This is a genomic window from Chryseobacterium sp. CS3K3.1 (assembly GCF_059515165.1).
The window spans coordinates 158,606-170,925 of record NZ_JCAKRV010000008.1; the positions used below are offsets into that span (position 1 = coordinate 158,606).

Annotated in this window: 15 protein-coding genes; 1 reads left to right on the forward strand and 14 read right to left on the reverse strand. The window is 36.9% G+C overall.

Features of this window, described 5'->3' with window-relative positions; all coding sequences use genetic code 11:
- Nucleotides 1-51: 51 nt before the first annotated feature.
- The 10 genes from AC5YGI_RS09865 to DarG all read right to left on the reverse strand — a co-directional run bounded on the left by AC5YGI_RS09865 (nt 52) and on the right by DarG (nt 8,367).
- Nucleotides 52-1,113, reverse strand: a complete 1,062-nt coding sequence (locus tag AC5YGI_RS09865) for a beta-ketoacyl synthase N-terminal-like domain-containing protein (protein WP_496168142.1) — start codon at nt 1,111-1,113, stop codon at nt 52-54.
- Entirely contained in the window at nt 1,110-2,309 is a 1,200-nt protein-coding gene (locus AC5YGI_RS09870; protein ID WP_496168144.1) for a beta-ketoacyl-[acyl-carrier-protein] synthase family protein, read from the reverse strand. The genes AC5YGI_RS09865 and AC5YGI_RS09870 overlap by 4 nt, the downstream gene beginning before the upstream one ends.
- An 84-nt stretch (nt 2,310-2,393) precedes the next feature.
- Entirely contained in the window at nt 2,394-2,651 is a 258-nt protein-coding gene (locus AC5YGI_RS09875; protein ID WP_034692439.1) for a phosphopantetheine-binding protein, read from the reverse strand.
- A 99-nt stretch (nt 2,652-2,750) separates the two neighbouring features.
- Complete coding sequence (locus AC5YGI_RS09880; RefSeq protein WP_330744100.1) at nt 2,751-3,290, reverse strand: 3-oxoacyl-ACP synthase; 540 nt, start codon at nt 3,288-3,290, stop codon at nt 2,751-2,753.
- Between the two features lie 10 nt (nt 3,291-3,300).
- The gene (locus AC5YGI_RS09885) at nt 3,301-4,476 is read right to left on the reverse strand and encodes a beta-ketoacyl synthase N-terminal-like domain-containing protein (RefSeq protein WP_330744098.1); all 1,176 of its coding nucleotides are present in this window, start codon (nt 4,474-4,476) and stop codon (nt 3,301-3,303) included.
- Nucleotides 4,473-4,901 carry an acyl-CoA thioesterase gene (locus AC5YGI_RS09890; RefSeq protein WP_105684190.1) on the reverse strand — a complete coding sequence of 143 codons (429 nt, stop codon included), beginning with the start codon at nt 4,899-4,901 and terminating at the stop codon, nt 4,473-4,475. The genes AC5YGI_RS09885 and AC5YGI_RS09890 overlap by 4 nt, the downstream gene beginning before the upstream one ends.
- Nucleotides 4,891-6,159 (reverse strand): ABC transporter permease, encoded by a 1,269-nt coding sequence (locus tag AC5YGI_RS09895; RefSeq protein WP_496168147.1) that lies wholly within the window; start codon nt 6,157-6,159, stop codon nt 4,891-4,893. Before AC5YGI_RS09895 ends, AC5YGI_RS09890 begins: the two co-directional genes overlap by 11 nt.
- Nucleotides 6,146-6,904, reverse strand: coding sequence for an ABC transporter ATP-binding protein (locus AC5YGI_RS09900; protein ID WP_227942588.1), 759 nt, complete (start codon nt 6,902-6,904; stop codon nt 6,146-6,148). The genes AC5YGI_RS09895 and AC5YGI_RS09900 overlap by 14 nt, the downstream gene beginning before the upstream one ends.
- A gap of 1 nt (nt 6,905) precedes the next feature.
- The gene (gene darH, locus AC5YGI_RS09905) at nt 6,906-7,901 is read right to left on the reverse strand and encodes a BtrH-related acyltransferase DarH (RefSeq protein WP_079244002.1); all 996 of its coding nucleotides are present in this window, start codon (nt 7,899-7,901) and stop codon (nt 6,906-6,908) included.
- Between the two features lie 61 nt (nt 7,902-7,962).
- Nucleotides 7,963-8,367, reverse strand: a complete 405-nt coding sequence (gene DarG, locus AC5YGI_RS09910) for a flexirubin biosynthesis protein DarG (protein ID WP_110009840.1) — start codon at nt 8,365-8,367, stop codon at nt 7,963-7,965.
- 291 nt (nt 8,368-8,658) lie between these two features.
- Here DarG and AC5YGI_RS09915 point away from each other — a divergent pair, with 291 nt between their 5' ends.
- The gene (locus AC5YGI_RS09915; protein WP_089695162.1) at nt 8,659-8,838 is read left to right on the forward strand and encodes a bacteriocin-like protein; all 180 of its coding nucleotides are present in this window, start codon (nt 8,659-8,661) and stop codon (nt 8,836-8,838) included.
- A 505-nt stretch (nt 8,839-9,343) separates the two neighbouring features.
- Here the strand turns inward: AC5YGI_RS09915 and AC5YGI_RS09920 are convergent.
- From AC5YGI_RS09920 to AC5YGI_RS09935, 4 genes are read right to left on the reverse strand one after another with little or no spacing between them, the layout of a single operon-like run.
- Nucleotides 9,344-9,787, reverse strand: coding sequence for a hotdog family protein (locus AC5YGI_RS09920; protein WP_110009839.1), 444 nt, complete (start codon nt 9,785-9,787; stop codon nt 9,344-9,346).
- Nucleotides 9,788-9,794: 7 nt separating this feature from the next.
- Nucleotides 9,795-10,226 (reverse strand): hotdog family protein, encoded by a 432-nt coding sequence (locus AC5YGI_RS09925; RefSeq protein WP_454511424.1) that lies wholly within the window; start codon nt 10,224-10,226, stop codon nt 9,795-9,797.
- Nucleotides 10,226-11,365 (reverse strand): dialkylresorcinol biosynthesis protein DarB, encoded by a 1,140-nt coding sequence (gene darB, locus AC5YGI_RS09930; protein WP_496168150.1) that lies wholly within the window; start codon nt 11,363-11,365, stop codon nt 10,226-10,228. Before darB ends, AC5YGI_RS09925 begins: the two co-directional genes overlap by 1 nt.
- A gap of 1 nt (nt 11,366) precedes the next feature.
- A complete protein-coding gene (locus AC5YGI_RS09935) occupies nt 11,367-12,281 on the reverse strand; it encodes an EVE domain-containing protein (protein ID WP_454511425.1) in 915 nt (304 codons plus the stop codon).
- Between the last annotated feature and the right edge of the window lie 39 nt (nt 12,282-12,320).

Here is a 12,320-nt window from a genome sequence, read left to right on the forward strand (position 1 = left end):
TGCGTTTCGCTCTGAATGACAAATAGACTGTATAATTTTCAATTTCAACAATTATGCCTTCTCCAATAACACCAGGCTATGATCATCACCCGCCAGATGGTTGTAAAGAAGTATATTCTTTATATTTTCCTTTTTTTCTGAATTGATCATCATTACTTCCGGAATCTGTTGTTCCTTAAGGATATGACAGGCTATAAAGGTTGAAAAACCACTTGCTGTATTAAACTCTCCACTCAAATGTTTATAATACAGCTGTGCGGAATCCGGAAACAGATCCATTGCTTGTGTATAATATCTATCTGATTGTGCATCTCCACTGAATCCCAAAATAACCGCATCAATATCACTAGTTGAAAGACTGTTTTGAATTAAAAAATTTTGTATAAAGTTCTGTACTTCATTCAATTCAACAGTATTGCTGATATGGATATTCTTAAGCCTGGCATAAGAGTTTTCGGTCTTATCTTTTCCAATCACAAAAAAGCTGGCCCCTTCACCCCAGATCACGCCGTTGGTAGTGGAATGTAAATAATCTGCAGGAAGATCTGCTTCTTTTTTGATCGTATTATTTAAGCAGTAAAGTTCCATGGTTCTGTCTGTCTGTTCGTCCGTAGAACCTACCAGAACATTTTCTGCTTCTCCGTCATTGATCTGAAGCTGGGCATCCAGTAAGGAGAACTCCAGTGAAGAAGAAGTGTTTACATAGGTGAAGTTATACGTATGACATTGTAATCCCAGAGCAATCTGTCCTGCTACCGTATTATGGGTAGACTGGATGAAAAAGGTAGGCGTAAGGAACTCTTCATGATTGTCAATTACGTTTTTCAGGAACTTTTCAGAATCCTGTGAGCAGCCCATTCCGGTTCCTACGATAATGGCATCCGGTTTTTCAATTCCAGCTTCCTTTAATGCATGATGAGATGCTACAGAGCTCATTTTTACTGTTTTAGACATTCTTCTGATCATCGCAGGCGGAATGAACTCTTTGTAATTAGGTTCTATCGCCTTAATGATATTTGAAGAATTTTCAGGAGTAAGGTTCTGAAGAATATTTTCGTTTAAAGTGTCCTGAACAGAGATACAGGATGCACTGTTGATGTATACTGCACTCATGATTTTGAGAAGATTAAGGTGGAACAGTTTCCTCCAAACCCAAATGAATTGGAAAGCACATGATTGATGTTTTTCTTTTTCAGTTCGGTCACAGGAGTAAGGTCAAACTCTTCCATTTTTGTTTTGAAATTCAGATTCGGGAAGATCACACTGTTTTGCATGGCTAGAATTGAAAATACAGCTTCAATTCCTGCTGCAGCAGCTAAAGTATGTCCTGTAAATGCTTTTGTAGAACTGAATTCAGGAACCCGGTTTTCTCCGAAGATTCTGATCATGGCAATTCCCTCAGATAGATCATTATTGGGAGTGGCCGTTCCGTGAACATTGATATAATCTATATTTTCTTTTTCCAATCCGGAGATTTTCAGGGCTTGCTGCATCGCTAAAAATGCACCCTGCCCATTTTCTGAGGAGGCAGTCTGATGGTGGGCATCATTGGCATTTCCATATCCGGAAAGATAAGCGAGAACTTTTTTGTTTTCTTTTTTGACCATTTCTTCAGATTCAAGGACCAAGAAAGCCGCAGCTTCCCCAAGATTCAGTCCTTTTCTGTTGTTGTCAAAAGGAGTGTTGTAGGAATCTGTAAGAATCATCAGGGTATTGAACCCATTCAAAGTAAATTTTGAAAGAGAATCTGTTCCTCCGACAATCACACGATCCAAAACTCCGTTTTTAATCAGTTTAGCTCCCATCATAATCGCATTGGCTGCTGATGAACAGGCTGTACTGATGGTAGAAACCATACCCTTTAATCCCAGATAACCGGCAATCGCCAATGAGGAATTTCCGGCATCGTGTGCGTCAATATACTTTTGCTTTTCAGGGAAGTCTTCGTAAGAGTAGAAGTATTTTTCAGTGATATCCATTCCGCCTACACTGGTAGAAGAAATCAATCCGGTTCTGTAACCATTGATATCTGAAATTCCTGCACTTTCTACAGCTTCTTTCGTAGCAATCATTCCCAATAAAGAAGTTCTTGTTACATTATTGTCTTCATCAAGCTGAAGCTGTTGTACAAGTTCTTCATTGGATAATTTTATTTCACCTGTTTTAATGGCTCCGGCATGACGGGTTTCAAACATTTCGATATCTGAAATTCCATGTTTTCCGGATTGCAATGAAATAAAATTTTCCTCCACATTGTTTCCGATGGAGGAAATGATGCCCATTCCCGTTATGGCAATTTTTTGACTCATGGTATTCAATAATGTAACAATGTATCAATCGGATAATTTACCAATAATTGCTACATTGTTACACTGTTAGATTTTTATATTAATTTATTTTGTTCTGTTGTCCTCGATGAATTTTGCCATCGTATCGATAGATTGGAAAATCTCTTTTCCTTTTTTAGGATCTGCTAATTTTATTCCATAGTCTTTATCAAGAAGAACGATCAGTTCCAAAGCATCGATAGAATCTAATCCTAATCCACCTCCGAACAATGGATCAGTATCTTTGATTTCTTCTACAGATACATCTTCAAGGTTAAGAACTTCGATAATTTTGTGTTTCAATTCTGTTTTTAAGTTTTCCATAAATATTATTTTAAAGTAACAATATATCAATGTACCAGTTTACCAATAGTTGTTATTGCCTTTAGCATTGGTACATTATCAGATTGGTACATTGTTAAATTATAATGTGAGCAAATATACAAAAGCTTTGTAATTTTCCTGATACAATTCCACCCAGCCACACAATACTTTGTCGGCTTTTCCGGATAGAAGAATCTGTTCAGAATAGTCATTCAAAAATTCTTCATCAAAATCATCCAGTACGAAAAAAGCATTTTCTGTCTGCATTTTGTGTTTAATGCTGATTTCTCCTACACAGATGTTGGGTAAAGTATACACAAAAACGGCAGGACTCGGATAGAAATTATCCTGATCGTTGATGCTTTCCTGATATTTGAAATCTGTATCCAGACTGGAAGATCTGTTGGCAAAAACAATGGCTGTTCTGCTGTGATCATCATCTTTCAAAATGGTTTCGGCGGAAAGAAAAGCCAGCTTGCTCAGGTTATCCATTTTATGAAACTTTGGATAGCTGAGGTCTAAACTTTTATAAGCTTCTTTGGCAAATTCCTGAAAGGTTTCGCTTGGGCTTTCAAAAATAAGATTTCCGTCAACGGTTATTTTTGAATGTTCTATGGTACAGGTATTTATTTTCTTCATCACTTTCAGTTTAACCTTTTTTCAGTACAACAGCTGCATTACATCCTCCAAAACCAGAAGCGGTCTTTAAAATATATTTGATTTCTGCAGTTTGATTTTCCTTGATGATATTCAAAGGCTGGGTTATTCCTGTTTCCTCAAAGTTCTTTGATGGAAGCAAAGTGCTGTGAAGAGCACTTTCCATAGATATAATGCTTTCCAAAAGACCGGAAGCACCCAGGCAATGTCCGTAATAGCCTTTCATACTATTGAGCGGAATATGCTGAAGATCCATTCTGTTGAAGGCAATGGCTTCCATTTCGTCGTTATATAAAGTGGCTGTTCCGTGGGCCGAAATAAAATCGATCTGTCCTGAAGAAATTTTCGCTTCAGTCATCGCATTTTTGATACTGGCATATAAACCATCACCCGTTCTTGAAGGTCCGGAAATGTGATTGGCATCATTCACTGCTGAATCTCCAAGGACTTTAAACCTGGGTTTTTCGTTTTGTGAGATTGCTTCGTCACTTTGTTCCTCGCAATGACATGAGGTGATATAAATTGCGGCTGCTGCTTCACCAATATTAATTCCGTCTCTGTTTTTATCATAAGGTTGGCAAGGCCCTGATCCTATTGCCTGAAACGAGTTAAATCCTGAAATAACAAATTCAGAAAGTTCGTCTCCTGCAATTACAAAGGCATCTTTGTATTTTCCTGCCTGAATCATATTTTTTGCCACTGAAATCGCCATTACTCCTGAAACGCAGGCATTAGAAACGATGATCGGTTTTGTTTTAAATCCAAAAAAATCAGCAATTTTTTCTGCTAATTTTGATAAATAAACACCTTCAGTTAATTCGGACTGGTTTTTTAACAGGCTGATATTTCCTTTTGTGGTGGAAAGGATAAAAGCTGTGTCTTCTGATATAGAATGCTTCTCAACAAGAGGCTGTAAGCTTAAAAGAAGCATTTTTTCCAGTCTTGTAAAATTAGGAATGTCATTCTGAGCAGAGTCGAAGAATCTATCGAATTCTTCATTCAGTTTTTCAGAATCAATCATAGAAGCATAAAAAGCATCCTGATTGTCTATGATTTTATGTAAAGCAACTCCCGACTGCCCTTTTAACAGGGCATTCCAGTTGGAATCAACATTGAAACCTAAAGGAGTTACACAATTGTAGTCTGTGATATAAATGTCCTTTTTCATGATAATCCCATTTTATCTTTCCAGTTTTGAAAAAATTCCGGATTGTACAGGCATAAGCTTCCATTGCTGTCAAGAAATACCTGAATGGTTTCTCCGCTGCATACCAGTTGATCTTCCTGATTGAAAAGCTCATATCTGTAAATAAGTTTGGCAGATACAGAATTGATAAAAGTGGTCACAATTCTGAATGTTTCTCCATACTTTAAAGGAAGAAAATGCTCGCAAGTACTTTTTACGATCGGTGTTACAAATCCTGCATTCTGAATATCAAGATAGGTAAGGCCATGCAGACGACCGAAAGCTTCTCTTCCGTCTTCAAAATACACGATATAATGCCCATGCCAGACAATGCCCAGCGGGTCTGTTTCATTGAAGCGTACTCTGACTTCTTCGGTACAGGTTAATATATTTTCTTTAGACTGCATTTTGTTTTTTTTCGTAAAAAATGGAAATAGCTACAGTGGCAATATAGAATAAGAAAAGGAAAACCACTTCTTTGGCAATTCCACCAATTCCGCTGTTTCTTAAAATAATATCATAATAGGCATTCAGTCCCCAGTTCATAGGAGAGAATTTGGCTACGGTCTGCATGAATTCCGGCATTAAAAATACAGGAACCCAAATTCCGCCAATAGCAGCTAAAACCACTACAGAGGTTGCTCCAAATGGGGCAGACTGCTCTTGTGTATCGGCTATAGTTCCCAATAAAACTCCGAATCCAATTGCGGCCAATCCTGCAAACAGTGTTACTACCACAAGCTGGAACATTTTTCCTGATACATCAAAAGCAGGAAGATCCATATAAGGGAAAAGGTAAATTCCTACGGCAACCATCAGTAAAAACTGAATAAGGCAGATGATAAGATACGTAAATGTTTTTCCTAAAATATGGACAAAATAAGGTGTAGGGCTTATTCTTGCTCTTACACTTGTTCCCTGGCTTTTTTCTTTTACCAGATTGATGGATAAAGGGACAACAATAAAGAAGATCGCAAAAAGTGTCCATGCAGGAACGTTGTGCTGAACAGAGTTCGGCATCACGTCCATTTCTCCTTTTTGGGGAGTGATTTCTTTAAAGCTGATCAGGTTTTTATTTTCGTCAAGATTTTCCGTTGTTCCCAGCTGATCCTGGAAGGCTTTGTAAATCTTTTTATTTTCAATTTCAAAAACCATTTTGTTGACAGAATTCATCACCGAATTTTTGAAGCCCACATTGGTAGCAGGGTCAAAGTACAAATGAATTTCTTTGGTTTTGGGAACTGCTGTTTTTACTTTTGCAGAATCTCCTTCCAGCCCGAATGAACTTACAATGGTCTGAACTTTCGAATCAATATTGGAATTTAAATCTTTCGTTAAATTTTCAGGAATGACAATCGCCATCTGATAATCTCCGGAAAAAACAGCATCCTGAGCAGATTTTTCATTGAAGTTCGTCAGCAGCTGGAATGTTTTGCTGTTTTCCAGTTCGGCTTTTATATTTTTTGAAACTTCAGATTTGTCCTGATCAATAAAAATAATTGGGATTTTTGAGCCTTCAAGGTTTTTAAAGGTAGAATCCTGAATAAGGGTTATGGTGACAATCAAAAGCAATGGCATCACAAAGATGATGACAATTCCTCCGATATCTCTTTTCAGCAGAAGAATTTCCTTAATAAAACTTCTCCACAGTTTATACAACAACATCTCTTAATTCTTTTCCGGTTAATGAAATGAAAACGTCTTCCAGGTTTTCGGCATTCGCAATCTGTGAAACAAGTTCTTCAGGAGTTCCTACAGCATGAATTTTTCCATGATCGATGATGGCAATTTTTGTACAGAATTCTTCCGCTTCCGAAAGGTGATGGGAAGTGTAAATAATGCATGTTCCCTGTTTATTTAAATCCAGAAGATAATCAATAATTGCTTTTTTGGACTGAACATCTACTCCTACAGTAGGCTCGTCCAGGAATAAAACTTTAGGATTGTGAAGAGTTCCTGCGATGAGGTTGCAGCGGCGTTTCATTCCTCCTGAAAACTGTCCTACCTGCTTATTGGCAAATTTTGAAAGTCCCATAATTTCAAGGGATTCATCAATTGCTTTTTTAAGCTGGTTATGCTTTAAACCATACAGACTTCCGAAAAACATAAGGTTTTCCTTAGCTGTAAGTGTAGGATATAAAGCATATTCCTGGGGAACAATTCCGATAATCTGTCTTATTTTGAACCCATCCTTCTGGGGAGATAAACCGTTAATGGTGAAGTTTCCTGAAGTAGGTTTGATTAATCCTGAAAGCATGGAAATCAAGGTTGTTTTTCCAGCTCCGTTGGGGCCAAGAATTCCATAGATTTCATTTTTACTGATGCTCAAAGAAATATCATTTACAGAAAACTCATCAGAATTTTTGTATTTTTTGTATAAGTTTTTAATCTCAATCATATTTTCCGCCATATCAGATCGCTTTTCTCAGTTTTTTATAGAAAGCTTCTTCCAGGTCTGCAATATGCAGCATTGTTTTTGAAAGTTCATTGTAAATATTGCTTTTCGAGTTTCTGTTTTTATACACTCTGGCAATATCTACGGCAAAATCTCTCCAAAGGTCACCGATAGAGGTTATTTCTTTTGATAATTCCTTCAGCTCGTCATTTTTGAGAATAACAGCTGCTTCCTGGAGGAATGCTCCATAGATAAACCTGAATCCTCCGCCTCCGGTCCCGATTTCTTCCTGCATCCTGATCAATTGTCCCAAATAATGGTTGGTAACTTTCGTCCCTTTCTTTTCTGCCCATTTCGGGATGCTTTTCGCTACCCATCTCATGGCTTTTACCCCAATAAGCGGTACGGGTGCCAGCATATTTTTGCAGGTATCTTTGATCCCTTTTTTGATAGCTTCTTCAAGATTCACATTTTCCGGGACATAAACAGGGTAGTACATATGCCCTTTGGGAGGAAGTGCTCCTTTGGCATATCTTACTTTTTCCAATTCTGCTTCTGAAAGAGAAGTCGTATAATCCATTACAGGGTCACTGATCAGAAATTTTCCATCTTCTTTTCCATATACCACAAGATTGTGGGCATTGAAATGAAATTTGTATTCTTCAGGAAAATAAGTAAGGTTGAAAACGCCCACCTGAAGTCCTGTAGGGATATTTTGTTCCAGATTTCTTTCAAGAGCTTTTTGGGCATCCTGAGGATTTGAGAATTTTTCTCTTTTGATTTTAATTCCTAATCTTTTGGCTGCTTTACTGAAAATAGCACCCGGCATCGGACGATAGCTGAAGCCCGGAGCAAAATTCACCTTCAGAAAAGGGAGATAGACAAAAAACAGTCCTGAGCCGATCCCGAAGATCATAGGTTCACTTAGTTTCAGTCCTTTGTTAAGCAGTAGATTAGAAGCAACACCGTTTTCGCAATGCGCAGTCTGATGGTGTTCAAAGTTTAATTTCATTTGCTGATTGTATCTTTTCATTGGTCAAATGGAACGGGCATTATTTCCGGCCCGGTTTCATTTATTTCCCGTCGAAGTTTTTTAATTCATCCACTGAAATTCCGAATGCATCGGCATATTTTTTCAGTGCATTTTCGCTTAGTGTTTTGAATATTTTGGGTTTAAAATGTCTTTTTACCCTCCATTGCCACATTCCTACATATGAAGCAAGAACGCCAATATCCATTTTGTTCAGTTCCATAAAATAAACAATGGGACTTGCTGTATTATTGGCCACATTTTGTTTTGCTTCCTCAATTCTTTCATAAATAAGTTCCATCGATTCATCCAGAGCCGCTTTTTTGGCATCCCAGCCTGTGCTGTTTGCTGTCGTGTAGTTGTCGTTCTCATCCGTCACATACAAAACTTCAGTCATGTTGGCGGATTTCAGGTTACTTTCGTCTTGAGGCAGGTCTTGTTTTTTCATCTAAATAATGTTTATATTTTTAGATTCCAGATGAGGTCTCGCTCACCTGTTTTGATTCTTTTAATCAGGTGGCTAAAATAGTGAAAATACATTATATGTAAATCATATTAAATCTGAGCAGTTACTACTTCAAAACTGAGGCCGTATTACAACATTTTGCACATTCTCAAATATAAAAGTAGTTATCTTATATTACGAATATTTATAAATTTTGTTAATTATCATGTATAGATAAGTGGTTTAATTTATATTTGTTTTTGTAATAATTAAAAAACTAATAAAACAAAAACCATGAAAAACTTAAGACAACTTACAAAAAATCAATTAAAAAAAGTAAAAGGAGGTTTAACTGCTTATATTTCGTGTGCTAACGGAACTAACGGGCAAATACGTAATGTAGGAGTTAATACCGATATTGCAACTGCTGCTGAGCAGATTTGCGGAGGCAACGATTATGAAGTTATTATCTAAAAAAAGAAATTAAGTAAACTTCAATAAAGAAACATGCTGCTTAGATTTTAAGCAGCATGTTCCTTTATACTGATTCCGAAGAATTATAGACTCAATTTTGTGGTTAAAAACTGTTTCTCTCTAAGGATCAGAGTTTCACGGATTTTGTGAATGTTTCACGTGAAATAATTCATCTGATGATGAGATTTTAACGGGTGTACTAAATTGATTATCAGTGTATTTATGAAGAGGTGGTGAGTGTGTAAATAAATAAAAAACAGAGTTTTTTCTAGGGTTTTTATAATCAATTCAATAGGAGTGGGCTATGATTCTGAGCGGAGACGAAGAAAGCCCGCTTAAAAAAAGAGAAAAATCAATTGACTTTAGCCAAAACCTATATTTTAAACACGAATAACACAAATGATTGCACAAATGTTCACAAATCTATTAGAGAATATAAAATTGATTTAAAAGAGAAAAGCTGTACGTTTTTGTACAGCTTTTCTATGTCTATGTTGAATTGACTTTACGACTTTACTTCCTGAATAAACAGGTTGATTTCCGCTCTGATTAACAATTCATCATTAGTAAATGTTTCACAGAAGATATGGCAGATATTCTCAAATTGTGAGATAAGCGAAGCTTTGGAAATAATTTGGTCACCCACTTTTGGAAGAGCAAAAATTTCGATCTTCTTGATATTGGTAATGAATCCAATCACTTTAGTATCAGCTTCGGGATTTTCAAAGAAGCTTTGCCCAAGGATAGATGAACAGGTTTGAGCAAGATTTTCGATTAATCCGGCTTCCGCAAACTCATTGTTGTGAACAAATATATTATCTTCTTTGATTTCAAAGGAAGTCACTACTTTTTCTTTGGTCAGTTCCAGGATATAGTCTGCCATGAGCATCGGTTCACGATGCGGTAAAAAGTTGTGTATATTGATGATATTTTCTTCCTTTATTTCCATTTCCAGTTTATTTTACAGCGGTTTTCATTTGAGATTTTGCAATCACTTCACCGTTCAGTTTCGTAATGATATCTACCAGTGTTACTCCCATTACTTCATTAAGAATGGTTACTTCAGATTTCAGCTGATCTCCTACTTTAGGCAGTATTTCAGCTTCAAAAGATTTGATGGCTCCGATATATCCGGTTGGAGCATCTTTTCCCAGCAGATAATATTTATATCCGGTATGAAGGGCAACGCTCTGCGCCTGATGCTCAATCAGTCCTGAAGCCTGGAATAATCCATCCTGGATAAAAAGGTTGTCTTCCTTTATCTCAAAACCGGATAAGAGATGATTTTCAGAGTATTCAGACAATTCATGCACCATTACAAAAGGAAACCTTTGGGGGATAAGACTTTCTACAAAATCTTTATCGGATGTGGGCAGTTTGTTTTCCATTAGTAAACGGTTAATAAAGCACAAGAATAAGCAAATCTTCCACTTTCGGGAACACAAAGAAGTACTTTTTCTCCTTTTTTTAGTTTTCCTGAATTCATTAATTCTTCAAGGGCGATAAATATAGATCCTGCTCCGATGTTTCCAACCTCAGAAAGGTTATAGAACCATTTTTCTGCCGGGAAATCCATTCCTTTTTTGGCAAATTCTTCTTTCAGTCCGTCTTTAAAGTATCCGGAAGAAATATGAGCCAGTACGTGGTCAATTTTTTCTGGATCCAGATTATGTTTGTCAAAAGATGATCTTAAACTTTCTGCTCCTTTTACAAGGATATATTTATCAAGGATTTTAGTATCCTGTTTAATGGCAAAAATAGATTGTTTCAACCATTCATCAGAAGGGTAGTCTGCCCATGATTTCAGGCTTCCGTCTTCCAGCTTATCACATCCTGCATACATACAAGCTTCAATTTCGTGGGCATAAGAATAGAAATCAATGAATTCTATTTTTAGGGAAGTGCTGTTTTCTCTTGGTTTATTTTCTAAAAGGAAAGCGCCTGCTCCGTCAGAAAGCATCCATCTCAGGAATTCTCTTTTGAAAGCAATGATAGGTCTTTCCTCCAGTAATTTTAAATTTTCAGCCTCATGGTTGAATTTATCAGCAGTCATCCATGCAGACATTCTTTCAGAACCTGCGCATACTGCGTTGTCCTGTACACCGGCTTTTACAGAAAGGAATCCATAATTCAGGGCATTCATTCCTGAGTTGCAAAGACCTGTTGAAGTATTAATTTCAATAGATTTTCCGATGTTCAGTTCGCCATGCACCATGGATGCGTGAGAAGGCTGGATCTGATCCGGTGAAGTAGTTCCTACAGATAATAATTTCATATCTTCCTTTTTGAAATCTTCGTCAAAAAGTCCTTCGATTGCTTTGGCAGTAAGCTGCGCATTAGAGTGGGTAGGGTTTCCTTCTTTGTCTAAAGCGTAGTATCTTGTCGTGATTTTATTATTTCTCAGGATAAGTGATTTTGCTTTAGATGGCGCATCATTGATAAGCCCAAGATAAGTCTCCATTTCATCATTCGCTACCGGCTCATTGGGTAAGTATTTTGATGCTTTTGTTATAAATACGTCGTACATTCTATTTTAAATTAATTCCTTGTAAATATCTTTTTTGTTTTTGTCTTTTAAACCAAAATATAGGGGTTGTAAGCAGGTGTAAAACCAAAACGACAGGCGAGATAATCCATATCGCTGCCATCAAATATACCTTAAAGAATTTTATCAGCAATGGACGTTTCTCTTTTTTCTTGATAATCAGGTTAGACCATACTGTAAAAATTTTGTTTCCTACCTTTTCTACACGCACTAAAAACGCACGGATTTCAATCGCTCCGTTTTTCACAAGATCCGGTTGTAAACTATTAAGGTCATTATGATTAAAATGTCTTTCAATAATCTCGCCATACTTTACAGAACCTGCAATTTCTTCATCGGAAACTCCTGCAGCGGGAAGCATTCCCGATTTTTCTTTCTGACCTGTGGTAAGCCATCGGAGAATCGTTAATACGCTGGTGTAATTGTCGTGCCTGTCTACCAAAGCAATATTTCCTACGAGTTTAGCCTGCAGATCTCTTAGGTAAACCTTTAATTTTTCCTGGGAAAGCATCCACATATTTCTGGTTCCTGAGATGGTTACTACAGGAGTGTCTTTAAGGATTCGCTCTGCATAATCACTCTTTAAGAAAGAAATAATAGGAATGGATGGTGTGAGATACCATACCTGATACCCAAACAGGATAAGATCATACTTTTTGTTCAGAATTTCTTCTGAAGGAGGAAGGATTTCTTTTGGAATCTGAAGATAAGATTCAGGAAAAGTGTTGAAAAAAACATCGCCTGGCCAGGGAAAAGGAAAATCTTCCTTCAGCTGAATGTTGTAATACGTAACATCATAAGCCTCCTTTTTCGCTTCAAAAGGCTGGGCTATATTTTTCACGATATCTTCGAGTTGTCCGGTTTGTGAATAATATATGACAAGTATATTTTTCTTCATTAGTTTTCTTTAGCGTTTACAAAAGTATGTTTTTCATAT

What these genes read in the sequence shown, in the direction of transcription:
- AC5YGI_RS09865 (WP_496168142.1), bottom strand. Translation starts at nt 1,113, where the DNA reads ATGAGTGCAGTATACATCAACAGTGCATCCTGTATCTCTGTTCAGGAC.
- AC5YGI_RS09870 (WP_496168144.1), bottom strand. Translation starts at nt 2,309, where the DNA reads ATGAGTCAAAAAATTGCCATAACGGGAATGGGCATCATTTCCTCCATC.
- AC5YGI_RS09875 (WP_034692439.1), bottom strand. Translation starts at nt 2,651, where the DNA reads ATGGAAAACTTAAAAACAGAATTGAAACACAAAATTATCGAAGTTCTT.
- AC5YGI_RS09880 (WP_330744100.1), bottom strand. Translation starts at nt 3,290, where the DNA reads ATGAAGAAAATAAATACCTGTACCATAGAACATTCAAAAATAACCGTT.
- AC5YGI_RS09885 (WP_330744098.1), bottom strand. Translation starts at nt 4,476, where the DNA reads ATGAAAAAGGACATTTATATCACAGACTACAATTGTGTAACTCCTTTA.
- AC5YGI_RS09890 (WP_105684190.1), bottom strand. Translation starts at nt 4,901, where the DNA reads ATGCAGTCTAAAGAAAATATATTAACCTGTACCGAAGAAGTCAGAGTA.
- AC5YGI_RS09895 (WP_496168147.1), bottom strand. Translation starts at nt 6,159, where the DNA reads ATGTTGTTGTATAAACTGTGGAGAAGTTTTATTAAGGAAATTCTTCTG.
- AC5YGI_RS09900 (WP_227942588.1), bottom strand. Translation starts at nt 6,904, where the DNA reads ATGGCGGAAAATATGATTGAGATTAAAAACTTATACAAAAAATACAAA.
- darH (WP_079244002.1), bottom strand. Translation starts at nt 7,901, where the DNA reads ATGAAATTAAACTTTGAACACCATCAGACTGCGCATTGCGAAAACGGT.
- DarG (WP_110009840.1), bottom strand. Translation starts at nt 8,367, where the DNA reads ATGAAAAAACAAGACCTGCCTCAAGACGAAAGTAACCTGAAATCCGCC.
- AC5YGI_RS09915 (WP_089695162.1), top strand. Translation starts at nt 8,659, where the DNA reads ATGAAAAACTTAAGACAACTTACAAAAAATCAATTAAAAAAAGTAAAA.
- AC5YGI_RS09920 (WP_110009839.1), bottom strand. Translation starts at nt 9,787, where the DNA reads ATGGAAATAAAGGAAGAAAATATCATCAATATACACAACTTTTTACCG.
- AC5YGI_RS09925 (WP_454511424.1), bottom strand. Translation starts at nt 10,226, where the DNA reads ATGGAAAACAAACTGCCCACATCCGATAAAGATTTTGTAGAAAGTCTT.
- darB (WP_496168150.1), bottom strand. Translation starts at nt 11,365, where the DNA reads ATGTACGACGTATTTATAACAAAAGCATCAAAATACTTACCCAATGAG.
- AC5YGI_RS09935 (WP_454511425.1), bottom strand. Translation starts at nt 12,281, where the DNA reads ATGAAGAAAAATATACTTGTCATATATTATTCACAAACCGGACAACTC.